The sequence below is a fragment of the Baekduia sp. genome, assembly GCF_035685985.1.
GTDB lineage: Bacteria > Actinomycetota > Thermoleophilia > Solirubrobacterales > Solirubrobacteraceae > Baekduia.
Genome location: NZ_DASRZV010000015.1, coordinates 296195 through 318913, shown reverse-complemented (window position 1 = coordinate 318913; position 22719 = coordinate 296195). Strand labels below are relative to the sequence as shown.

General features: G+C 73.8%; 23 protein-coding genes and 1 pseudogene. 5 read left to right on the top strand and 19 right to left on the bottom strand.

The genetic code is table 11. The annotated features are described in order from the left end of the window. Nucleotides 1-5: 5 nt before the first annotated feature. From VFG42_RS27515 to VFG42_RS08510, 8 genes and pseudogenes are all read right to left on the bottom strand, one after another. Nucleotides 6-386, bottom strand: a pseudogene (locus VFG42_RS27515) (methyl-accepting chemotaxis protein); the annotation flags it as partial. 891 nt (nt 387-1277) lie between these two features. Continuing rightward, on the bottom strand, nt 1278-2123 hold the full coding sequence (locus VFG42_RS08540; RefSeq protein ID WP_324907285.1) for a nuclear transport factor 2 family protein: 846 nt from the start codon (nt 2121-2123) through the stop codon (nt 1278-1280). Beyond that, on the bottom strand, nt 2120-2929 hold the full coding sequence (locus VFG42_RS08535) for a phosphohydrolase (RefSeq protein ID WP_324907282.1): 810 nt from the start codon (nt 2927-2929) through the stop codon (nt 2120-2122). Before VFG42_RS08535 ends, VFG42_RS08540 begins: the two co-directional genes overlap by 4 nt. After that, complete coding sequence (locus VFG42_RS08530; protein ID WP_324907280.1) at nt 2926-3831, bottom strand: polysaccharide deacetylase family protein; 906 nt, start codon at nt 3829-3831, stop codon at nt 2926-2928. The genes VFG42_RS08535 and VFG42_RS08530 overlap by 4 nt, the downstream gene beginning before the upstream one ends. Before the next feature lie 15 nt (nt 3832-3846). Then, nucleotides 3847-6030 carry a polyphosphate kinase 1 gene (gene ppk1 / locus VFG42_RS08525; protein WP_324907277.1) on the bottom strand — a complete coding sequence of 728 codons (2184 nt, stop codon included), beginning with the start codon at nt 6028-6030 and terminating at the stop codon, nt 3847-3849. Beyond that, complete coding sequence (locus tag VFG42_RS08520; protein ID WP_324907275.1) at nt 6027-6635, bottom strand: CHAD domain-containing protein; 609 nt, start codon at nt 6633-6635, stop codon at nt 6027-6029. Before VFG42_RS08520 ends, ppk1 begins: the two co-directional genes overlap by 4 nt. Beyond that, nucleotides 6632-7105, bottom strand: coding sequence for a CHAD domain-containing protein (locus tag VFG42_RS08515; RefSeq protein ID WP_324907273.1), 474 nt, complete (start codon nt 7103-7105; stop codon nt 6632-6634). Before VFG42_RS08515 ends, VFG42_RS08520 begins: the two co-directional genes overlap by 4 nt. A gap of 10 nt (nt 7106-7115) precedes the next feature. Then, nucleotides 7116-8024, bottom strand: a complete 909-nt coding sequence (locus VFG42_RS08510) for a hypothetical protein (RefSeq protein WP_324907270.1) — start codon at nt 8022-8024, stop codon at nt 7116-7118. A 35-nt stretch (nt 8025-8059) separates the two neighbouring features. On the opposite strand from VFG42_RS08510, the gene VFG42_RS08505 reads away from it, so the two are divergent. Further along, entirely contained in the window at nt 8060-8956 is an 897-nt protein-coding gene (locus VFG42_RS08505; RefSeq protein WP_324907268.1) for an ABC transporter ATP-binding protein, read from the top strand. Beyond that, nucleotides 8949-9701 carry an ABC transporter permease gene (locus tag VFG42_RS08500; RefSeq protein WP_324907266.1) on the top strand — a complete coding sequence of 251 codons (753 nt, stop codon included), beginning with the start codon at nt 8949-8951 and terminating at the stop codon, nt 9699-9701. The genes VFG42_RS08505 and VFG42_RS08500 overlap by 8 nt, the downstream gene beginning before the upstream one ends. A gap of 2 nt (nt 9702-9703) precedes the next feature. On the opposite strand, the gene VFG42_RS08495 is transcribed toward VFG42_RS08500, so the two are convergent. Then, entirely contained in the window at nt 9704-10303 is a 600-nt protein-coding gene (locus tag VFG42_RS08495) for a GNAT family N-acetyltransferase (protein ID WP_324907264.1), read from the bottom strand. 20 nt (nt 10304-10323) lie between these two features. Between VFG42_RS08495 and VFG42_RS08490 the strand changes: the two genes are divergently transcribed. Beyond that, on the top strand, nt 10324-11010 hold the full coding sequence (locus VFG42_RS08490; protein WP_324907262.1) for a metallophosphoesterase family protein: 687 nt from the start codon (nt 10324-10326) through the stop codon (nt 11008-11010). Here the strand turns inward: VFG42_RS08490 and VFG42_RS08485 are convergent. Next, the gene (locus VFG42_RS08485) at nt 11007-12098 is read right to left on the bottom strand and encodes a sensor histidine kinase (RefSeq protein WP_324907259.1); all 1092 of its coding nucleotides are present in this window, start codon (nt 12096-12098) and stop codon (nt 11007-11009) included. The genes VFG42_RS08490 and VFG42_RS08485 overlap by 4 nt on opposite strands. Nucleotides 12099-12176: 78 nt before the next feature. Here VFG42_RS08485 and VFG42_RS08480 point away from each other — a divergent pair, with 78 nt between their 5' ends. Then, complete coding sequence (locus tag VFG42_RS08480; RefSeq protein WP_324907257.1) at nt 12177-12695, top strand: hypothetical protein; 519 nt, start codon at nt 12177-12179, stop codon at nt 12693-12695. Nucleotides 12696-12919: 224 nt separating this feature from the next. After that, on the top strand, nt 12920-14257 hold the full coding sequence (locus tag VFG42_RS08475; RefSeq protein ID WP_324907255.1) for a reverse transcriptase family protein: 1338 nt from the start codon (nt 12920-12922) through the stop codon (nt 14255-14257). Here the strand turns inward: VFG42_RS08475 and VFG42_RS08470 are convergent. From VFG42_RS08470 to VFG42_RS08430, 9 genes are all read right to left on the bottom strand, one after another. Next, entirely contained in the window at nt 14204-15214 is a 1011-nt protein-coding gene (locus VFG42_RS08470) for a GGDEF domain-containing protein (protein ID WP_324907253.1), read from the bottom strand. The two genes, VFG42_RS08475 and VFG42_RS08470, sit on opposite strands and share 54 nt — an antisense overlap. A 134-nt stretch (nt 15215-15348) precedes the next feature. Beyond that, entirely contained in the window at nt 15349-16566 is a 1218-nt protein-coding gene (locus tag VFG42_RS08465; protein ID WP_324907252.1) for an acyl-CoA dehydrogenase family protein, read from the bottom strand. Next, nucleotides 16566-17867: an acyl-CoA dehydrogenase family protein gene (locus tag VFG42_RS08460; protein ID WP_349260403.1), complete on the bottom strand. Its 1302-nt coding sequence runs from the start codon at nt 17865-17867 to the stop codon at nt 16566-16568. The genes VFG42_RS08465 and VFG42_RS08460 overlap by 1 nt, the downstream gene beginning before the upstream one ends. 17 nt (nt 17868-17884) lie before the next feature. Continuing rightward, nucleotides 17885-18580, bottom strand: coding sequence for a TetR/AcrR family transcriptional regulator (locus tag VFG42_RS08455; RefSeq protein ID WP_324907247.1), 696 nt, complete (start codon nt 18578-18580; stop codon nt 17885-17887). Between the two features lie 75 nt (nt 18581-18655). Further along, nucleotides 18656-19891 (bottom strand): cytochrome P450, encoded by a 1236-nt coding sequence (locus VFG42_RS08450; RefSeq protein ID WP_324907245.1) that lies wholly within the window; start codon nt 19889-19891, stop codon nt 18656-18658. Nucleotides 19892-19905: 14 nt separating this feature from the next. Beyond that, entirely contained in the window at nt 19906-20412 is a 507-nt protein-coding gene (locus VFG42_RS08445) for a GNAT family N-acetyltransferase (RefSeq protein WP_324907243.1), read from the bottom strand. Nucleotides 20413-20505: 93 nt separating this feature from the next. Further along, nucleotides 20506-21261 carry a hypothetical protein gene (locus VFG42_RS08440; RefSeq protein WP_324907241.1) on the bottom strand — a complete coding sequence of 252 codons (756 nt, stop codon included), beginning with the start codon at nt 21259-21261 and terminating at the stop codon, nt 20506-20508. Between the two features lie 17 nt (nt 21262-21278). Then, on the bottom strand, nt 21279-21665 hold the full coding sequence (locus VFG42_RS08435; protein ID WP_324907239.1) for a hypothetical protein: 387 nt from the start codon (nt 21663-21665) through the stop codon (nt 21279-21281). Next, on the bottom strand, nt 21662-22546 hold the full coding sequence (locus VFG42_RS08430) for a hypothetical protein (protein WP_324907237.1): 885 nt from the start codon (nt 22544-22546) through the stop codon (nt 21662-21664). The genes VFG42_RS08435 and VFG42_RS08430 overlap by 4 nt, the downstream gene beginning before the upstream one ends. Nucleotides 22547-22719 lie beyond the last annotated feature (173 nt).

Below are 22719 nucleotides of genomic sequence, written 5' to 3'. Positions count from 1 at the left end.
CGGCGTCAGACGACGAAGCGCTCGACCATCCGCTCCAGCTCGTGGGCCGACCGCGCCAGCTCCGCGGTCGAGGCCGCGACCTGCTGCGTGGAGGCCGAGGACTGCTCGGCGGCCGCCGACACGTGGCCGGTCGCCTCGCCCGCCTGCCGGGCCACGAGCGTGACCTCCTCGGTCGCGCTCGCGATGCGGTTCACGCAGTCCGACACCTCGGCGATCGAGACCGCGAGGCCCTCGAACGCCTGCCGCGTCTGCGCGACGGTCCGGGCCGACGACTCCGCGAGCTTGCGGACCTCCTCGGCCACGACCGCGAAGCCGCGGCCCTGCTCGCCGGCGCGCGCGGCCTCGATCGCCGCGTTCAGGGCCAGCAGGTTGGTCTGCTCGGCGATCGCCGCGATCTCGGCGGTCAGCGTCACGCCCTCGTGGGCGACCCCGTCGGCGCGCGACGACAGCTCCACGGCCTCGCCGGTCACCGCGCGCGCCTCGACCACGAGGCGGATCTGGCGGTCGGCGCCCTCCGCGACGCCGGTCGACGCCTCGGCGATCTCCTGGATCGCCCGGCCGGTCTGGTCGGCGGTCGCCGCCATCTCGCGCGAGTGCGTGGCCACCGCCGAGGCGGTCGACCCGATCTCGCCGATCATCGCCGCCAGGCCGCCGCGCATCTCGTTGTAGCTGGCCAGGCCGCCCTGCGCCCGGCCCAGCATGACGTTGAACGTCTCCCCCAGCGTGCCGAGCCGCTCGCCCTCCCCGGGCGTCAGCGGCGTCGTCACCGGGACGGCGTCGCGCGTGAGGTCGCCGCGCGCGGTGGCGGCCAGCCCGTCGCCGAGCGCGACCAGGCAGTTGTCGCTCAACGACGTCAGCCGCTGCCGCAGCGGGCGCAGCGACGAGCGGTCGCCGAGCGCCTCCCGCAGCTCCTCCCGCAGCCGCTCGTACTTGACCAGGGCGTCCTGGGCCGTGGCCAACATGGTGTTGAAGAGGTCGACGAGCGCCGCCGCGGCGGGGTCGTCGGGGCGCCGGTCGATCGGCGCGGTGACCGGCGCGACGGCGACCGTGAGGTCGCCGGCGGTCATCGCGTCCAGCCCGGCGGCCAGGCTCGTGAGGCAATGGGCCTGGAGGCTGTGCAGCCCGGCCTCGACGGCGGCGACGTCGAGCGCCCGGTCCTGGGCCGGATCGGGCGTGCGCTGGTTCAGGAATCGCATTGCCCCACTTCTCGGCCCCCCGATCGGGGGATGTGAGCGGGAACGCGCCTGAAACATCGGTCAGGCTATGCGCGGCGGCGCCTACTCCTCGTCGGCGACGAGCATGGCCTGCGCCAGGAAGTCCTCCGCCTTGGCGGTCATCCGGACCAGCCCGTAGGCGTCGAGGACGGCGCGGGGCAGCTCGGTCGCGCCGGCGGCCCGCAGGCGCCGCATCAGCTCGGCGACCTCGCGCAGCGGCACCTCGTCCAGCGCGCGCGGCCCCAGCTCGCGCACGCGGATCTCCGGCGTGCCCACGGGCCGCAGGACCTCCGAGCCCTCCTCCATCTCGATCGCGCCCGCGCCCTTGAGGCGGAACGTCGCGCCCGACAGCGGCGCCCGCGCGATCGACGTCAGCGCCTTGCCGCCGCTGGCCTTCACGTAGAGCCGGTAGGCGCGCTCGGCGAGGATCGGGCCCTCGGCCGAGACGATCTCCAGCAGCACCGGGCCGATCGCCTCGCGGCCGGCCGACCGCGGATCCGGCACCGCGTGCGGGCTCCACGCCGTGTAGGGCTCGAGGTCGACGGTGATCGCCCCGGTCTTGCGCCCGCCGCCCGAGGCGACCGGGAAGACGCCGGTGACGTGGCGCGCGATCCGCTCGCCGCGCAGCACGAGCATGCCGTACTGGCGGACCGGGTCCTCCTCGCCCGCCGTGACCGTCGTCTGGTAGCTCAGGACGTCCTGGGCCTCCACGGCCTGGGTGACCTCGATCGCGGGCGCGGTCGCCAGCAGCGCGGCGAAGTGGTCGCGCAGGGCGGCGTGGCCGACCACCGGCCGGTCGGAGCGCAGCAGGAGCGCGTCGTCGTGGTACTGGGCCACGAGGGCCTCCAGCTCGCCTGCGGCGATCAGCCGCAGCTGGCGGTCGAACACGGAGCGGGGCGTGTTGCTCATATCTTGAACACCGGGACCAGGCGCGCCTCGTGCTCGGCCTCGATGCGCGCGATCACCTCGACGTGCTCGGCCAGCGGCGTCCCGCGCAGCTTGGTCCCCAGGCCCTCGTCGACCTGGTAGATCCCGGCGCTGTTGGACATCTCGATCTCGATCCGGACGGCCTTCTCCTCGCCGGGCGAGATCTTCACCGACTCGATCGCCTTGGACGAGACCGAGTGGATGTTCGGCAGCATCTTGTCGGCGCGCGACCGGCCCTTGGCCATGTCCAGCGCGTCGGCGACGCGGACGATCGCGCCCTCGATCGTGAACGGCGCGCCCTTGGAGCGGTGCGAGATGATCGCGTGCGAGGCCTCGGCGACGATGATCGTCCGCGCCGGGTCGTCGTAGATCGGCGCCAGCAGCTTGGGCAGCTTGTCGGCCGTCAGGAACAGCGAGAACTGCTCGTGGTCGGCGCGCTGGATCGACATGCCGACGCAGTGGAAGAGCGCCGCCGCGGCGATGATGACCTCGGCGTCGCGCTCGGTCAGGCCGTGGTCGGCGACGCACGACGGCACGATGCCGCGGCGGAACAGCAGGCGCGCCAGGCGCAGCCCGATGTTCGTGACGATCTGGATGTGGACCCACGAGTGGTCCGACATCTCCAGGCGCTCGGCGTTGATCGCCGCCGCGTGCCACCAGCCCTTCAGCTCGACGTCGTCGTTGACCGCGGCGATGAGCTTCTCCAGCTTGCGGTTGCCGCGGCCGGGCGCCCGGATGTGCGCCGCGAGGACCCGTTCCTCCAGGGTCTGCTCGTCGTCGCCGCTCATGCGCCACGGACCCTAGCGAGCACCGCGGCGGCGCTGTCCCCCGCGTTGACGCGGATGCGCGAGAGCGCGTAGCGGTCCTGCGACGGCGTGGCGCGGCCGGGCCGCTCGGTCGTCGCGGCGCGGTAGCCGGCGGCGCGCACGGCCTGCTCGACGGTCGGGTCGAAGCGCCCCGCCGGGTAGCAGAACGCGTCGACCGGGACGCCGAAGGCCTGCTGGATCTTCTGGCGCGAGCCGGCGACCTCGCGGCGCAGCGCCGCGGCGTCGAGCGTCGTCAGGTCCGGGTGGGTGATCGTGTGCGCGTCGATCTCCCAGCCGTCCTTGATCATCTGCTTGATGCGCGTGCGGGTGATCCCGCCCGGCGTGCCGAGGTTGTGCCAGGCCAGGTTCAGCACGCCCGGCCAGCCGCGCGCGGCGAGGATCGGGCCGGCGTCCTTGCCCTGGCTGAGGTAGCCGTCGTCGAAGCTCAGCACGATCGGCTTGGCGGGCAGCGTCGGCTTGCCCTCCCACGCGTCGAGGACCGCGTCGAGCGTGACCGCCGTGTAGCCGGCCTTGGCCAGCGCGTCGACCTGGGCCTTCAGCGCGTCGGGCGCGACCCACAGCCCGGCGTACTTGGCGCCGGGCGGGGCGGGCGCGATCACGTGGTACATCAGGATCGGGACCGCCGCGTGGCGGTCGGCGTGCAGCGGGACCTTCGCGGGCTTGGCTGCGGCCGACGAGGACGAGGGCGACGAGGATGACGAGGAGGACGACCCCGCCGGGCCGTTGGCGACCTGCTCGGCCGCGCCGTTGACGGCGGGCGTCGTGGCGGCGTGATCGCCGGAGCCGCCCCCGCCGCAACCGGCGAGCGCGAGGAGGAGCAGCGCGGCGAGCGCTGCGATCAAGACGGCGCGGGGGCGCGTCACCCCGAGGAGCCTACGTCAGGACGGGCTTGCGGGGTCCCGTTCGGCGGCTCGCGCGGTGTGGCCCAGCATCAGCTCGCGCTGCAGATCGCGGGGTTCGGGCCCGCCCTCCCCGCCGTCGGGATGCGTGCGGCGCGTCCAGCCGCCCTCGGCGTCGAGCACCCAGGCGTGCGTGTCGTCGGCGAACGCGCGCTCCAGCGTGTCGAGCAGGTCGTCGCGCAGGACCTCGTCCTCGACCGGCGCGACCAGCTCGACGCGCGTGTCGAGGTTGCGCGGCATCAGGTCGGCCGACCCGATGTACACGCGCTGCTCCTCGCCCCGCTGGAACGCGTAGATGCGCGAGTGCTCCAGGAAGCGCCCGACGATCGACACGACGCGGATGTTGTCGCTGACGCCCTCCACGCCCGGCACCAGGCAGCAGATCCCGCGGATGTTCAGCTCGATCGGCACGCCCGCCTGCGACGCCCGGTAGAGCGCCTTGATGCACGCGCGGTCCACCAGGGAGTTCATCTTCATCTGGATCCGCGCGGGCCGGCCCTCCAGGTGGGCGGCGATCGTCTGGTCGATCTCGTCGATGATCCCGTCGCGCAGGTGGTCGGGCGCGACCAGGGCCTTGCGGTAGCGGCGCGGCCGCGCGTAGCCCGTGAGGAAGTTGAACATGTCGGCGACGTCGGAGCCGAGGCGCTCGTCGGTCGTGAACAGGCCGAAGTCGGTGTACAGCCGGGCCGTCTTCGGGTGGTAGTTGCCGGTGCCGACGTGCAGGTAGTGGCGCACGCCGTCGCCCTCGCGGCGCACGACGAGGATGCACTTGGTGTGCGTCTTCAGCGCCGGGTGGCCGTAGACGACGTGGACGCCGGTCTCCTCCAGCTTGCGCGCCCACTCGATGTTCGCGCGCTCGTCGAAGCGGGCCTTCAGCTCCACCAGGCAGACCGCCTGCTTGCCGCGCTCCGTCGCGCGGATCAGCGCGGGCACCAGCGGCGTGTCGTCGGAGGTCCGGTAGATCGTGAGCTTGATCGCCAGGACGTCGGGGTCGTTGGCCGCCTGCTCGACGAAGCGCCCGACCGACGTGGAGAACGAGTCGTAGGGGTGGTGGACGAGGATGTCGCCCTGGCGCATGGCGGCGAAGATGTCCGCCTTGGTGTGGTGCTCGCCGGGGCGCAGGCGCGGCTGCGTGACCGACGACCACGGCGGGTCGCGCAGGTCGTCGTGGCCCTTCAGGCCGACGATCTGCCACAGGTCGGTGAGGTCCAGCAGCCCGCTGACCTCGTAGACCTGGCGCTCCTCGACCTCCAGCGCCTCGGTCAGCGCCTCGCGCAGCGCGGGCCGCATGCCCGCCTCGATCTCGACGCGCACGACCTCGCCGAAGCGGCGGCGGCGCAGCTCGTCCTCGACCGCGGTCAGCAGGTCGTCGGCCTCGTCGGAGATCTCGAAGTCGGCGTCGCGCGTGACGCGGAAGACGCCCTGCTCGACGACCTCCATGCCCGGGAACAGCGACTCGAGGTTGGCGGCGATCAGCTCCTCCAGCGGGACGAACGTCGTCGGCTCGCCCTCCAGCGCGACGAAGCGGTCGAGCATCTCCTTCGGGACCTTGACGCGCGCGAACGTCGTCTGGCCCGACACCGGGTCGCGGACGAGCACGGCGAGGCTCAGCGACAGGTTCGAGATGTAGGGGAACGGGCGGCCGAGGCCGACGGCCAGCGGCGTGAGCACCGGGAAGATCTGGCGGCGGAAGCGCTGGTCCAGCGCGCGGCGGGCCTCGGTCGAGACGTCGTCGATCGGCACGATGCGGATGCCGTGCTCGGCCAGCGCGGGCTGCAGGTCGTGCGAGAGCGCGACGCACTGACGGGCGTTCAGCGCGTCGACCTTCTCGCGGATCGCGTCGATCGTCTGCGACGGCGTGCGGCCGTCGAGCTTGGGCGCGGTGATGCCGGCGTCGACCTGGTCGTGCAGGCCGGCGACCCGGATCATGAAGAACTCGTCCAGGTTGGAGCTGAAGATCGCCGCGAACTTGCAGCGCTCCAGGAGCGGCTGGCTGGTGTCCTCGGCGAGCTGCAGGACGCGGTCGTCGAAGTCGACCCAGGACAGCTCCCGGTTGATGTACAACTCGGGCGCGTCGAGGTCCTCGGGCGCCGCGGGGGGCGGCGCGACGGGCTCGACGGCGCGGATCGACTCTTGCGTGAGCGGCTGCGGTTCTGACGTCATGGGGTGGACGCCTCCGACGTTATGGCGTGGTCCGGGGGTGCGCCGTTACCACCGTGTGAACGGGATGTGATCGCTTCGAGGAGCCGGTCGCGGAAGCCGTCGCGCTCGAGCTTCTCCCACCTGGCCAGGAAGCGGTCGAACAGCAGCTCGCGCCGGGCGCTCAGCGCGACGTCCATCGTGGTCAGGCCGCGATAGGCGGCGCGGTGCGGCGCGTCGGCGACCAGCGCCGGGTCGAGGTCCTTGGCGTCCGGGTCGGCCAGCGCGCGGACGGCGCGGGCGTCGGCGGCGCGCAGCTCCCGCGCCAGCGCGGCGATCCGCGGGCGGGTGACGTCGCAGTCGTGGATCTCGCCGAGGACGTCCTGGAGCTTCTTGGCCTGCTTGGCCGCCTCGACCGCGTAGGGGCCGAGCTGGTCGCCGAACAGCTCGAGGACGTAGCGCAGGCGCTTGGCGGCGATCCGCATGTCGTGCAGCGTGTGGACCGCCAGCGGGTCCCGCGCCTTGGGCATGAACGAGCCCAGCTCGTCGAGACGGACCGCGACGATCTTGGCGACCTGGTCGGCGGCCGCGCCGTCGGGGTCGATGCCCTTGACCTTGCGCGCCTTCATCCCGCCACCGCCACCAGCCGCTCCAGGCGGCCGCGCAGGTCGTCGTCGGCGATCCGCTTCAGCGCGGCGGCCAGCGTCGCGTTGCCGTCCCGCTGCTCGGTCCGGACGCGGTCGGCGAACGCCTCGATCCCCGCGCGGTCGGCCTCGGGCAGCGCGGCCTCCAGCTCCATGAGCGCGGCGAGCTGGACGTCGGGGTCGCGCCGGGCGCCGAGCGCGTCGGCCAGCTCCTTGACGTCCCGGAGCACCGCCTTGTGCTCGGCCCGGTCGAAGGCCGCCGCGAAGACCTCCAGGACCGCGCGCAGCCGCCGCGTCGCCACGCGCATGTCGTGGACGCGCTCGATGTCCTCGGTGTCCAGGACGCCCGCGGCATGCTCGAAGACCTCGGCCGCGCGCACCGACACCGACTCGCGGGCCACCGCCCGAAAGCTGTGGCGGCCGTCGAGGCCGGGGATGTCGCGGGCCTTGGCCATGGTGCTGGCCCTACGTGTACCCGACTTGCCCGAGCAGGTCCAAGATCACGCCCTCGCGCAGGCCGCCGCAGCCGACCCGCAGCGGGCAGCCCGCCGCGCGCGCGACCTCGGCGAGCAGCAGCAGCCCGGCGGGCAGCAGGCGCACGCGCTCGACGTGCAGGCCGAGGTCGACGGAGGTCGCCGGCGCCGGCTCGGCCACCAGCCGCTCCAGCGCGGCGTCCAGGACCGTGGCGGTCAGCGCCTCGCCGCACAGGCGCCGCAGCGAGGTCGCGCTGCCGCCGACCGCCCAGGCGACGTCGGCGTCGGGGCAGCCCGCGGCTGCGATCGCCGCCGCCGCGTCGGCGCGGGCGCGGGCCAGCTCGTCGCGGGACGGCGGGTCGGTGGCGAAGTGGTGCTCGGCCAGCGCGCCGGAGCCGACCGGCAGCGACGCCCACCACGACGGCGCGGCGCCGGGCGCGCCGCAGGCCAGCTCGGTCGAGCCGCCGCCGACGTCGGCGACGACCACGCGGCGGACGCCGTCGCGATCCGCTCCCGCCAGCCCCGCGGTCGCCCCCGCGAAGGCCAGCCGCGCCTCCTCCTCCCCGCTGAGGACGTCGACCGGGACGCCGGCGGCCTCGGCCAGGCGCTCCAGCAACGCCGCGCGCCCGGGCGCGTGGCGCAGCGCCGCCGTGGCCACGACGCGCAGCGCGTCGACGTCGTTGGCGCGCGCGGTCAGCGCCTGCTCGGCGACGGCGTCCGCGATCACCCGCGCCTTCTCCGGCGGGATCCCCCCGGCGCGCTCGGCGGCCGTGAGGCGCACGAACGCGCGATGGGCCGCGACCTCGACGACCGCGCCCGGGCGCGCGGGATCGGGCTCGGCGACCAGCAGCCGGGTCGTGTTGCTGCCGATGTCGATCACGGCCGCCCTGGGCAACGTCACATAGGTTCTCACGCGCGCGCTGCTTGAATGAAGGGGTGACCGCAACCGCCCCGGCGATCCTCGTACGCGACCTGCGCAAGTCCTACGGGGGCTTCCAGGCGGTCCGGGGCATCGACTTCGAGGTCGCGCCCGGCGAGGTCTTCGGCCTGCTCGGCCCCAACGGCGCCGGCAAGACCTCGACGGTCGAGATCCTCGAGGGCTACCGCCGGCGCGACGGCGGGATCGTCTCGGTGCTCGGCCAGGACCCCGCGCGCCGCCCGCGCGACCTGCGCCGCCGGATCGGCATCGTCCTGCAGTCGACGGGGATGTACCGCCACATCACGGTCCGCGAGGCGCTGACGCACTGGTCGCGCTTCTATCCGCATCCGCGCGACGTGGACGAGGTGCTGTCGTTGGCCGGACTTCAGGAGAAGGCCGACGCGATCGCCCGGACGCTCTCCGGCGGCCAGATGCGGCGCCTGGACTTCGGGCTGGCGCTCGTCGGCGACCCCGAGCTGATCTTCCTCGACGAGCCGACGACGGGCTTCGACCCGGCCGCGCGGCGCGCCGCGTGGGAGGTCGTGCGCTCGCTGCAGGAGCTGGGCAAGACCGTCCTGCTGACCACGCACTACCTCGACGAGGCCCAGGCGCTCTGCGATCGCGTGGCGATCGTCAAGGAGGGCCGGATCGTCGCCTCCGGTCCGCCGGCCGAGCTGGGCGCGTCGTCGTCGACCTACACGGTCGCGTGGCGCTCGGCGGAGACCGGCGACCTGGAGTCCCGCCAGACCGAGGACCCGACGGCGCTGCTGCACCAGCTGACCAGCGCGGCGCTGGCGCGTGGCGAGGGCCTGGTCGACCTGTCGGTCACGCGCCCGTCGCTGGAGGACGTGTACCTGGAGCTGACGGCCGAGCCGGTCGGCGCCCCCGAGCAGGAGGCCGCGCTCGATGGCTGACGCGCTCACGCTGGCGTGGCACCAGTACCGGCTGGAGCGCCGGATGTTCTGGCGCAACCCGACGTCGGCGTTCTTCAACTTCCTGCTGCCGCTGCTGTTCCTGGCGCTCTTCGGCGCGATCTTCAGCGGCAACCAGCACGACCTCAACGTGCTGATCCCGGGCATCGCGGGGATGTCGATCATGGCCACGACGTTCTCCAACCTGGTCATGAACCTCACGTTCCTGCGCGAGCAGGGCGTGCTGAAGCGGATGCGCGGCACGCCGCTGCCCGAGGGCTCCTACCTGCTCGGGATCTTCGCCAACGCGGTCGTCAACGCGGTCATCCAGGTCGCCCTGGTGATCGTGGCGGGCAAGCTGCTGTTCGGCACCGGCTGGCCCAAGGACTGGATCGAGCTGATCGTCTACGTCGCGTTCGGCGTCGTGTGCCTGGCGTCGCTGGGCGTCGCGTGGTCGCACCTCGTGCCCAACTACGACGCGGCCGCGGCCTACAACAACATCGTCTTCCTGCCGGTGATCTTCATCTCCGGCGTCTTCTACGACGTCGACAACGCGCCGCAGTTCCTGCTGCACCTCGCCCAGGTCCTGCCGCTCGTGCACCTGATCGACGGGCTCAGCGGCGCGATGGTCAGCGGACGGTCGCTGGCCGACAACGCGTCGGGCCTGTGCGTCGTGTGCATCTGGACGCTCGTCGGGGTCTTCTTCGCGGTCCGCGGCTTCCGCTGGGACGCCAAGCGCGACCAGTAGGACTAGGACTCGATCAGCGCCCAGGCCGCGGGCGGGCGGCCGATCGCGGTGACGCGCGTCTCGCGCAGCGGCCCGTCCTCCCAGTCGGCGCGCAGCATCCCGAAGACGTGCACGTCGAGCTGGCGGTCGCCGTGGCGGTGCCAGCCGCGCAGCGTGCCCTCGCGGGTGAAGCCGACGCGCTCCAGCGCGCGGGCGGAGCGGACGTTCTCGGGGTTGGAGTAGGCGCCGAGGCGCTCGAAGCCGCAGATCCCGAACGCGAGGTGGGCGATCAGCGCCTTGGACTCGGCGTTGGCGCCCGAGCCCCAGTGCGCGCGGCCGAACCACGTGCCGACCATCGCGCGGCGGTCGCGGAAGCTCAGCTCGCCGAGGCCGGTGACGCCGATCGGGCCGTGCTCGCGGTCGTGGACGACGAAGTCGAGCTGGAGGCCCTGCTCGCGCTTGGCCTGCTGCTCGGCGATCCACGCCAGCGGCTGCTCGACCGCGGTGTAGGGACCCCACGAGAACCAGCGGGTCACCTCCGGGTCGGAGGCCAGGGCCAGCAGCGTCTCGGCGTCGTCCGGGGCCGGGGGCTTGAGGGTCAGATGCGGTCCACGCAGTTCCATCCGCACGGCATCATGGCGACATGCTCGCGATCCTGTACGACATCCACGGCAACCGGCCCGCGCTGGAGGCGGTCCTGGAGGACGCGCGGTCGCTCGGCGCCGACCGCTGGCTGCTGGGCGGCGACTACTCCGCGTTCGGCGCCTGGCCGGTCGAGTGCGTGGAGATCCTGCGCGCGCTGGAGGAGGAGGCGACGTGGATCCGCGGCAACTGGGAGCGCTGGCAGGTCGAGGAGGACGCGCTGCCGGACGCCGAGGTCATCCGCGGCGCCTGGGTGGCGGTGCGCGAGGCGCTGGGCGACGGGCTGGTGGACGAGCTGTTCAGGCTGCCCGTGTCGGCGACGCTCGGCGACACGCTGTTCGTGCACGGCTCGCCGGGCTCCGACGTCGAGTCCTTCACGCCCGAGGCCTCCGAGGACGACGACCAGCTGCTGGCGGGCGTCACCGCGCCCCGCGTGATCTTCGGCCACACGCACCTGCAGTTCGCGCGGCGCGCCGCGAGCGGGATCGAGCTGGTCAACCCCGGCTCGGTCGGCCTGCCGTGGGACGGCGACCCGCGCGCGGCCTACGCGACGCTCTCCGACGACGGCGAGACGCTCGACCTGCACCGCGTCGAGTACGACGTCGAGGCGGCGGCGACCGCGGTGACCGCGCTCGGCGGCGCGTGGGCGGAGGCGACCGCGCGGCGGCTGCGCGACGCGCGCTTCTAGCGCGTCGCCAGCCCGACCGGCGCGTCGGGCAGCAGCGTGTGGAACGCGGCGCCGCGGCCGGGCTCGGACTCGACGTAGATCCGCCCGCCGTGGCGCTCGGCGATGCGGCGGCAGATCGCCAGGCCGATGCCGGTGCCCGCGTACTCCTCGCGGCCGTGCAGGCGCGTGAACATCGCGAAGATCCGCTCCTGGTCGGCCTCCGGGATGCCGATGCCGTCGTCGGCGACCGTGACGACGCAGCCGCCGATCGTGCGTCGCGCGGTGATCCGCACGACGGGCGCCGCGCCGTGCGGGTGGAACTTCACGGCGTTGCCGATCAGGTTCTGCAGCAGCTGGGCGAGCTGGCCGGGCTCGGCCTCCAGCGTCGGCAGCTCGCCGATCTCGATCGTCGCCCGCTCCTCCTCGATCGCCGGGCCGAGGATCGCCAGGACGCCGTCGACCAGCGCGCGCAGGTCGACCTCCTCCCGGCGCGGCTCCTCGTTGGCGACGCGCGAGTAGAGCAGCAGGTCGTCGATCAGGTGCCGCATCCGCGCCGCGCCGGCGGCCGCCTGCACGAGGTACTCGCGGCCCTTGTCGTCGAGCCGCGGGCCGTTGCGCCGCTCCAACAACCCCAAGAACGACGCGACCATCCGCAGCGGCTCGGAGAGGTCGTGGGAGGCGGTGTAGGCGAAGTCCTGCAGCTCGGCGTTGGTGCCCTGCAGGCGCTCGGCGCGCTGGGCCAGCTCGTGCTCCATCGCGAGGCGGTCGCTGACGTCGCGGCCGACGATGTAGAACGCCTCGTCGCCGGGCCCGCCGCTCCAGGCGTACCAGCGGATCGCCCCGTCGCGGCAGAGGATCCGGCAGACGTGCTCGGCGATCGTCTCGCCCTCGGCCAGCCGCGCGATCTGGTTCTGCGTCTCGGCGCGGTCGTCGGGGTGGACGATCTCCATGTAGGGCTTGGCCTCGAGCTCGGCGCGCGACCAGCCCAGCTGCGTCGCCCACGCGTCGTTGAAGCGCTTGAGGAGCCCGTCGAAGCCCGCCGCCGCCAGCAGGTCGGGCGACATGGCGAACAGGCGCGTCAGGTGCTCCGTCTCGGTGGCGGCGTCCATGGCGTGGGGGGCGGGGAGCGAGCCTGGATCGCCTCCCCGGGGCGCATCCTCTCACAGGGCCGTGACATCCTGAGTCCGATGACCGACGAACGCAACGACCACGCCGACGACGAGGAGATCGACCTCGTCGCCTCCGTCGGGCCGCTGGACGCGGTCGTCGAGACGCTCAGGGACGTGCTCCACCGCTCGGGCGCGCTGCGCGTCGCGGTGGTGGTGGACATGCCCGACGACGGCCCCGCCGCGCTCGTGGACGTCGGCCGCCTCGCGCCGGTCGAGGTGCGGATCGCCGACCGCGTCATGCACCTCCCCCACGCCATCGAGCTCGAGGCCGACGCGCTCTCGGGCGCGATCGAGCTGCGCCAGCTGCCGCCCTTCGAGGTCGAGCCCGAGACCGGCCAGGTCACCGGCACGCTCGGCGGCCTGGACATGCTCGCCGACGCTATGAAGGACCTCGCCGCCCTCCTCGGCGGCCGCTCCGTCGCCATCGCCGTCTACCAGACGACCACGCCCGGCATCGACCTCACGGTCACCGCCCGCGGCGAGGAGCCCGTGCTGGTGACGCTCGGCGACCAGGAGTGGGAGCTGCCGGAGCGCTGACCGCTCAGCGCGCTCGACGCGTATGCTCGGCACGCGCGGCGCCGAGCCCGAGCCGGTCCGCCCCGTCGCCCGCGACGGGGCCGGGCTCTTCCGGGGTCACCCCGGGGACCAGCTGGAACCACGGCACGGCAGCGCGTGCGCCCGTCCGCGACTTCCGCCGCGGTGCGGCGCACGCACGACGAAGGAGCGTCGGGAGCGGCGCCGCGCGATGCACCCCGACCGCCATGACCGACCGCTCCGACCTCCCCGACGCGCTCGCCGCCGCGTTCCTGTCGGGCGCCTGGACGGAGACCGCGCTGCGCCGCCGCGCGCGGGAGGCGCTGGCCCCGCCGCCGCGCACGCCGCTGCCGTGGCTGGGACCGCTCGTCGCCCGGGTGCTCGACGGCTACCCGCGCCCGCCGCACGACCGCCCCCGCGAGCTGCGCGCCTACGTCGCCGGCGCGCTGGACGCGCTGCGCGTGTGGCCGCGCCCGCACGCGCGTCGCTTCTTCCTGCCACCCGCGCGGATGGCCGACCGACGACCGTGGCCGGGGCTCCCCACGCTCGACACGTCCGGCGACCTAGCGGCGTTCCTCGACGTCGAGCCGGGACAGCTGGCCTGGCTGGCCGACGTGCGCTCACGCGAGCGGACCGCCGACGACCGCCGCCTGCGCCACTACACCTACGCCTGGATCGCCCGCCCCGGCGCGCCGGTCCGGCTGCTCGAGCAGCCCAAGGCGCGACTGAAGTCGATCCAGCGCCGCCTGCTGCGCGAGCTGTTGGTGGAGATCCCGGCGCACGACGCCGCTCACGGCTTCGTCCCGGGCCGCTCGGTCGCCGGCCACGCCGCCGCGCACGCGGGCGCCGCGACCGTCCTGCGCTTCGACCTGGAGGACTTCTTCGTCTCGCTGCCCGCGGGCCGGATCTACGGGATCCTGCGCCGCGCCGGCTACCCCGAGGCCGTCGCCCACCTGCTGACCGGCCTGACCACCAACGCCGTCCCGCCCGGCGCGTGGGCCGACATCCCGGTCCCGGACGACCCGCGCCTGCGCCGTGCTCACGGGCTCCTCGGCCGCCGCCTGGCGACCCCACACCTCCCGCAGGGCGCGCCGACCTCGCCGCTGCTGGCCAACCTCTGCGCGTTCACGCTCGACCGCCGCCTGGCCGGCCTCGCCGCCCGCCTGGGCGCGACCTACACGCGCTACGCCGACGACCTCGTGCTCTCCGGCGACCGCCGCCTCGCCCGCGGCGCCACGCGCCTCACCGAGACCGTCGCGGCCATCGCCGCCTCCGAAGGGCTGCGCCTCAACGCGCGCAAGACCGCGGTCATGCCCGCCGCCGGCCGCCAGCAGGTGACCGGGATCGTCGTCAACGCCCACCCCAACGTGGCCCGCGACGAGTACGACCGCCTCAAGGCGATCCTGCACAACGCCGCCCGCCACGGCCCCGAGTCCCAGAACCGCGACCACGTCCCCGACTTCCGCGGCCACCTGCGCGGGCGCGTCGCCTGGGTCGCGTCGCTCAACCCGTCACGCGGCGCGAAGCTCCGCGACCGCTTCGACGCCATCGCCTGGGAGCGCTGACGCGCACCGCACCGCGTCGCGCCCCTCCTGCTTGGCCCGGTACAGCGCGGCGTCCGCGCGGGAGTAGGCGTCGTCCCAGTCGAAGGTGCCCGGCGACGAGGCGGCGACGCCGAAGGACATGGTGATCGGCAGCGTGGCGATGGGCTGGGCGGCGATGGCCTCGCGGAGGCGCTCGGCCAGCGCGGCGGCGGTGGGCTCGTCGGCGCCGGGCAGGACGAGCGCGAACTCCTCGCCGCCGACGCGGTAGGCGAGGTCGAAGGCGCGCAGCTCCTTGCGCATCACGTAGGCCAGGTCGCGCAGGACGTGGTCGCCGGTCGTGTGGCCGTGGGTGTCGTTGACGGCCTTGAAGTGGTCGACGTCGCCGACGACGACGGCGACCGGATGGCCGGTCACCGACGCCTGGTGGGCGATCTCGTGCGTGCGCGCGTCCAGCGCGGTGCGGTTCAGCATCCCGGTCAGCCCGTCGAGGATCGCCGCGCTGCGGTGCTGCGCGTCGCTCTCGCGGATGACCGCCGACATCAGCACGACGGCCAGGACGGTGGCGATCGGCAGCGTCAGCAGGATCGGGTCGTGCAGGACGACGTCGCCGTCGAAGCCCAGCGACGCCACCAACATCAGCGCGATCGTGAACGCCGTGAACGCCCACACCACACGCGCCGCGAAGCGCCCGCCGGCCGCGACCAGCGGCCAGACGAGGATCGCCAGCCCGACCGAGTGCTGGCGGTCGTCGACGACCACCGCCGTCACCAGCATCAGCTGCCCGAACAGCAGCCCGCCCGCGATCAGCAGCTCGGGCCGGTCGTAGCGCGTCGCGTTGTGCTGCGCCCACGCGTAGCCGACCACCGCCGCGATCAGCGGGATCGGCGAGTACGGGCTGTCGAACGGGATCGTGGGCGCCAGCAGCAGCGCGATCAGCACCAGCACCCGCTGGTGGGCGGGCAGGATGCGCGCGTGCATGTCGAGGAACCGCTCGCGCTCGGGCTGATCGCGGCAGATCCAGGACGGACGTGACGATGGTGGCGCGACGGGTCGCACATCACCCTGATCGGCGTGTGCGACCCGATCTGAACATCTTTAGCCGTGAAGAACGCTCAACGGAGTTGCGCGGACGACAGCCCCAGCAGCTGACGGGCGATGATCAGCAGCTGGATCTGCTGGGTGCCCTCGAAGATGTCCAGGATCTTCGCGTCGCGCGCCCACTTCTCCAGCAGCATGGTCTCGCTGTAGCCCAGCGTGCCCGCCAGCGCGACGCAGCGCAGCGCCACGTCGACGCACGTCCGCCCCGCCTTGGCCTTGGCCTGCGACGCCTGCAGCGAGTTCGGCTTGCCGTTGTCGGCCATCCACGCCGCCTGCAGCGTCAGCAGGTAGGCGGCCTCGTAGTCGGCGTCCATCGCCAGGTACTCGGCGGCCGCCGCGGTCTGCGTCGCCTCCGGCGCGTCCCAGTCGGGCTCGACGCCCGCCTCGGCCAGGAGCTTCTTGGTCTCCTCCAGGCACGCGCGCGTCAGGCCGACGGCCATCGCCGCCACCAGCGGCCGCGTGTTGTCGAACGTCTGCATCGCGCCCGCGAAGCCGCCCGTGCTCTCCGCGACCTCCGGCGGGCCGAGCAGGTTCTCCTTCGGCACGCGGCAGTCCTGCAGCGTGAACGCCGCGGTGTCGGACGCGCGGATCCCCAGCTTGTGCTCCAAGCGGTCGAGCTTCAGCCCCGGGTTGGAGCGCTCGACCACGAACGACTTGATCGCGCCGCGACCCTTGGAGCGGTCCAGCGTCGCCCACACGACCACGAGGTCGGCGCGCTCGCCGGCCGTCACGTAGATCTTCTCGCCGTTCAACACGTAGTCGTCGCCGTCGCGCACCGCGGTGGTGCGGATCGCGGCGCTGTCGGAGCCCGCCTCCGGCTCGGTGATCGCCATCGCCGCCCACTGGCCCGCGAAGCGCTCCAGCTGCTCGTCGTCGGCGACCGACGCGATCGCGCTGTTGCCCAGGCCCTGGCGCGGCATGGACAACAACAACCCGACGTCGCCGCGGCACAGCTCGATGATGCTCAGGGCCGTCGACAGGTTCGACCCATTGCGATTGCCTTCCGGCCCGTCGCCGTTCTTGGAGCGACGGACGCCCGCGGCGCCCGCGCCGCCCATGTCGGACCCGTCGTTCATGCCGTCGACGACGGCGGCGAGCATGTCCAGCTCCTTGGGCCGCGCGTGCTCCTCGCGGTCGTACCGACGCGAGATCGGCCGGAAGACCTCGTCGGCGACCTGTCGCGCCTGGGCGATCAGCGGGCCGAACTTCTTGGGGGTCTCGAGGTTGTACATCAGACGACCAGGACGCCTTCCATCAGGCCGGCCGCGCGCAGGTCGCGGTACCAGCGTTCGACCGGGTGCTCGGTGATGTAGCCCGCGCCACCCAGGATCTGGACGCCGTCGGAGCCGATCTGCATGCCGTGGCGCAGCGCCAGCGAGCGGGCCAGCGCGGCCTCGCGGGCGAAGTCCTTGTCCTGGTCGGCGCGCGACGCCGCCTTCAGCGTCACCAGCCGCAGGCCCTCGTACTCGATCGCGATGTTGGAGATCGTGAACGCGACCGCCTGGCGGTGGCTGATCGGATCGCCGAACGCGATGCGCTCGTTGGCATAGGGGATGACGTAGTCGAGCACGGCCTTGCCGACGCCCGCGGCGACCGCCGCCCACGCCAGGCGCGAGCGCGACACGCACTCCGCGAAGACCTTCGGGTCGCCCTCGGCCAGCAGCGCGGCGCGCCCGACCGGCGCGTCCTGCAGCAGCACGCGGCCGAAGCCCGCGCCGCGCAGGCCCATCGCGGGCTCCTCCTTGACCAGCACGCCGCCGTCGGACGGCTCGATCAGGAACAGCCCCGCGGTGCCGCGGCCCTCGATGCGCGCCGCGACGAGCAGCAGCTCGGCGTCGGCCGCGCGCGGGACCAGGGACTTCTCGCCCGAGATCACGAAGCCGCCGGCCTGCGGGCGCGCGACGGTCTCCAGGCGCTTGACGGGATCGAACAGCGGGCGCGGCTCGGCGATCGCCAGCGCCGCGGCGGGCACGTCCTCGCTGACCAGCGCCGGCAGGTACGTGGCCTGCTGGTCGGCGTCGCCCCAGAGCGCCAGCGCGGTCGCCACGCCGGCGGGCGCCAGCGCGCCGATCGTGAGGCCCGCGTCGCCGTGGGCCAGCGCCTCGGCGGCCAGCACCGCGGTCACCGCGGAGCGCTCGCTGATCGCGCCGCCCAGCTCCTCGGGCACGCCGAGCATCGTCAGCCCCAGCTCCATCGCCTCGGCGTAGACCGCGGCGTTGCCCTCGCCCTTCTCGGCGGCCGCGGCGGCGGGCCGCAGGCGGTTGGCGGCGAAGTCCCGCCACGCCTCGACGAGCATCTGCTGCTCGTCGTCGGGCGTGAGGTCGAAGAGGCCCGAGCCGGAGCCGGCGGGCCGGGGGCGCGCGGGGCGGCCGAGCCGCTGCGTGGCGGCGAACGTCCGCCCGGCCCGGCCGACGACCTTGAACCCGTCGCGGGTGGCGCGGTACAGCGCGCGCTCGGCCGGCTTGCGGACGCCGAGGCGATCGACGACCTCCGATCCGGCCAGGCGGTTCAGCGCGCGCAGGCCCAGGCCCATGCTGCGCTCGGCGACGGTCATCGAACGGATTCCTCCTGTTGGGTGATGCGTGCGAGCCCCGGCTCGACGGTGTTGATCAAGAGCTTGGCGACGTCCCGCGCGGGCATCGTGCCGGTGCTCAGCCACCAGCGGGCGAGCCCTTCGGCGGCGGCCATCACCATCACCGACGACGCCTCGATCAGCTCGCGCGAGCCGGTGCGGCGGTGCGGCGGCATCAGCGCGACCATCGCCTGCGCGAGCATCTCCAGCAGGCGGTCGCGGTAGCGGGCGACGGCGGCGGCGATCTCGCCGGACTGCGGGACGGTCTCGTCGAACAGGACGCGCCAGGCGTCGCGGTCGCGGTCGACGAAGTCGTAGAAGGCGATGACGCCCAGGCGCAGGGCCTCGGCGGGGGTGCGGGCGCGGGCGACGGCCGCGGCGATGGCCTCGATGAGCGCGTCGCCGGCGGGCGCCATGCACGCCTCGTAGAGCCGCTCCTTGTTGCCGAAATAGGCGTACAACAAGGGCTTCTTCACGCCGACCTCGTGCGCGATGCCCTCCATCGTCACGGCGGCGAACCCGTGGCGCGCGAACCGCTCGCGCGCCACGCGCAGCACCTGCTGCTCGCGATCGGCGCGCGACAGGCGCCGGGAGACGCGCGTCGGCGCCTCGCCATCGGCGCGGCGTGACGAGGCGACTCCGCGCGCAGGGTCGTGTGGCTCGGTGCGGACCATCCGGCCGCGCACCGTAGCGCCAATTTATACGTCGGTCAACTGGCCGTCGCCGTTCGGACGACCGTGGGCGTTTCCCTATGCGCGCAGACGCACCGGCAGGGTCTTGAGCTGGTTGATGAACGGCGACTCGGCGTAGACCGGGCGACCGTCGAGCGCGATCTCCGGGAAGCGGGCCAGCGTCTCCTCGAAGAGGATCCGCAGCTCCAGCCGCGCCAGCGCCGTGCCCAGGCAGAAGTGCCGGCCGCCCGCCCCGAAGGCCTGGTGCTCGGGGTTGCGCGTGACGTCGAAGACGTCCGGGTTCTCGTAGCGCGTCTCGTCGCGGTTGGACGACACGTACCACATGGCGACCTTGTCCCCCTCCTTGATCCGCGCGCCGTTGAGCTCGACGTCGCGGGTCGCGGTGCGGCGGAAGTGCGCGAAGGCGGGGAACATCCGCAGCGCCTCCTCGACCGTGCCCGGGATCAGCGCCGGGTCGGCGAGCACCTGCCGCATCTGCGCGTCGTCCTCCATCAGCGCGCGCATGCCGGAGCAGAACGTGGCCTTGGTGGAGTCGTTGCCCGCGGCGACCAGCAGGAAGAACCCCATGACGATCTCGTGCTCCTCCAGGCGCTCGCCGTCGATCTCGGCGTGGACGAGGATCGACATGAGGTCGTCGGTCGGCTCGGCGCGCCGCGCCTCGATCAGCGCCTGGCAGCGGCGGAAGATCTCCGGGACGTCGCGCTCCATGACCGTCTGGATGCCCTCGGGGTTCATGTCCGGGTCGCCGGCGCCGAGCGTCTGGTTCATCAGCCGCGCCCAGATCGCGTCGTCCTCGGGCGCGGTGCCCATGAACGAGCCGATCACGCGCGCGACGACCGGCTGGGCGACGTCGCTCACCAGGTCGCACGTGTCGCGACCCTCGAGGCGGTCGAGGACGCCGCGCGTGATCTCGCGGATCGCCGGCTCGTGCTCGGCGATGCGCCGCGGCGTGAAGCCGCGCTGGAACAGCGCCTTGAGCCGGTCGTGCTTCGGCGGGTCCATGCCGATGAACATGGCCTGCATCAGCTCCAGCGGCATGATCGCGCTGGTCAGCAGCGTGAAGCCCGTGGCCGACGAGAACGTCTCCCAGTCGCGGGAGACCGCGTGGACGTCGTCGGCGGTCGTGACCGACCAGAAGCCGGCCTCCTCCGGGTACTCGCTGATCTTCGAGGTCCAGTGGACGGGGCACTCGCCGCGCATGCGCTTGAACAGCTCGTGCGGAGGCCCGTCCAGCCACTGCTCGCGGTCGGTGACCAGCGTCTCCGCGAGGGGCGTGATGGGATCGGCGGACATGGTTTGACACTGTGTCAGACTTTCCGCTCGAAGACCAGCTCTCGACCGTCGACCTCGTCGAGCTGCTCGCCGACCTGGACGAATTCGAGCCGGTCGACCAGCGCCAGCGACGCGACGTTGCCCGGCGCCACCGACGCGCGCACGACCGCCACGCCGCCGTCCGCGCGGGCGTGGTCGACCAGCCACGCGACCGCCGCCCGCCCGAAGCCGCGACGGCGGTGCTCGGGCGAGATCTCGTAGCCGATCTCGACCATGCCGCGCTCGTCGGGCGGCCCGTGGAAGCCCGCCAGCCCGACCGCCGTGCCGGTCGCCGCGTCGACGACGACGCGCGTCAGCCACGGCGCGTGGCCCGGCTCGCCGACGAGCTGGCCGAAGCGCAGCGTCCACAGCAGCTCGTTCTCGGAAAACCACGCCGGCAGCGCGACGCCGGCCGCCGCGGAGGCGGCCTCCAGGTCGCCGCGGACGAGCGCCTCCAGCGCCCGGGCGTCGAGCAGCGGGAGGTCGACACGGGGGACGGGCATCCGCCCATCCTGAAGGACCAGGAGGCCCTCCGGTGCGTCCATGAGGGGCCGGATCCTCACCGGCGGCGACCGCGCCCGCGCGCGGCTCCGACCTCAGCGCCGGAACGTGCGCTTGGCGGACGCGACCTTCGCGCCGCCCTGCGTGAGCGAGATCGTCGCCGTGTAGCTCCCCTTCGGCAGCGCCGAGGTGGCGGCCAGCTTGAGGTCGACGATCCCGCCCGGGAGGACCCGGACGGCGGCGATCGAGCGGTTGACGGTGCCGCGCGGGCCGACCAGCCGGACCGAGCCGGCGACGGGATCGACGGTGTTGCCGGTGTTGCGCACCGCGACGACCGCGGACTTCCCGGACACGCGCGCGTCGCCGATGCGGACGCCGTGCCGGGCGCGCGCCGCGGTCAGGCGCAGGCTGGAGATGATGCGGTACTGGGCGGTGATCCCGTTGCCGGGGGCCTTCTTGGTGGGCTTGCCCACGACCTCCATCGCCGCGTACAGCGCGCCGCCCGACGGCTTGCGCAGCAGCCGCACGTCGACCGTGCGCTTCGTGCCCGGGGCCAGCGTGAAGGACTTGGCGCTGACGCCGACGACGGACCGCAGCGTCTTGGAGCGGTCCGGCGAGACCGCGCCCGAGCGCGCCTGGCGCCACGGCCGCGGCGTCACCGTGATCTTCAGCGACGTGCTCGCGGTGTTGGACACCACGACGCTCCCGACGTTCCCGACCGCCGCGCGGTGCTCGAGGATCGCCGGCGAGATCGACAGGCCGCCCGCGGCGAAGGCGGACGGCAGGACGGCCCCGAGCGCGCAGACGGCGGCGAGGACGACGAGCAGGCGGGCGGTACGGCGGCGGAGCATCATGAGGTCCTTCGGTTCTACGGCGTCTGGGCCGAGACGGTGATCAAGAGGTAGGGGTCGCTCGTCTTGGCGTGGCCGCCGACGGAGATCGTCACCGGCTCGGAGGCCAGCGGCCCCGACCACGAGCGCAGCAGCGGGTCGATCGGCACGCCGAGCGGCTGGAACACCGAGCCGACCGCGGCCGTCACCCCCAGGCCGGGCGACCCGGCGACGGTCAGGCGGGTCGCGTCGACGGTCGACGTGATCTCGGTGTGGAACACCGACGGGCCGTCGTCCAGGACGGTCAGGCCGAGCGTCGCGTCGACCGTGCCGCCGATCTCCACCCCGTCGCGCGCGAGCGCGGCCGCGGGCGAGGCGACGGCGAGCGCGCCGGCCAGCACGGCGATCGCGGCCAGGCGCCTCATCGGCGGGCCACCGTCACGGGGATCTTCACGCGCGACGCGCTGCCGTCGGCGGACCGGTAGCGGAACTCGATCGTGCGCGACGAGCGGTAGGACAGCAGGATCGTGATCGCGCCCGCGCCCCGGACCGTCGTGCCGCTCTTGCCGAGCACGCGCTTGCCGATGACGTTCAGGAGCTCGACCTTGGTCCCGCGCGGCGCGCTGACGCGGCGCGTGCCGCGCCGGCAGGTCAGGCGGCCGGAGAAGCGGTAGCGCGCGTTGCGCTTGAGGACCGGCCGCCCGTGGGCCAGGCGCAGCGGCTTCTGCGCGAGCATCATCGACAGCTTGGGCGCCGCGCAGGCGACCGCCGTCGTGCTGGACTGGCCGCCGACCGGCGCGCCGGTCGAGCCGCCGCCGTCGCCGGCGCCGGCGCCGCCGACGTCGGTCGTCCCCGAGCCGGGGTCCGCGCCGCTGCCGACCGCCACGACCACCGAGGAGGTCGTCAGGATCGGCGCGTTGCGCACCGCGATCGCCTGGTCGACCGCCGTCGCGGAGCCGCCCGCGCCGTCGACGACCACGACCTGCAGGCGGTGCTCGCCGTCGGCCAGGGACGTGGTGTCCACCGCGAGCGCGAGGTCGGCGAGCTCCGGGCACGCCGTGCCCGGAGCGCAGCCGGTCGTCGCGGACGCGACCACGGCGCCGTCGACCAGCGCCGACGCGGACGCCACGCCCGCGTCGCCGTCGCTGGCCCAGACCGAGAGCGCCAGCGTCCCGGCCGCCGGGCTCACGAGCCCGCCGACCGCCGCGCGCGGCGCCGCCTGGCCCGCCGCGGGCAGGGCGAGCAGCAGCCCGGCCACCGCGCAAAGCGCGAGCAGGAGGCGCGATCCGTGCACCCGTGAGGTCAAGACATCGTCCATACGTCGAGAACACGCCGCGGCCCGAAGGGCTCGGGCCCTGCCCGCCGATGTCGGTGGGCACCCCCGCAGCGCGTTGCCGCGAGCACTATGACATCCCCGCCCGCTGTGGGGAAGGAATCCGCGTGCTTTGTACGACGTGGCGTTTCGAATTCGACAGCGGG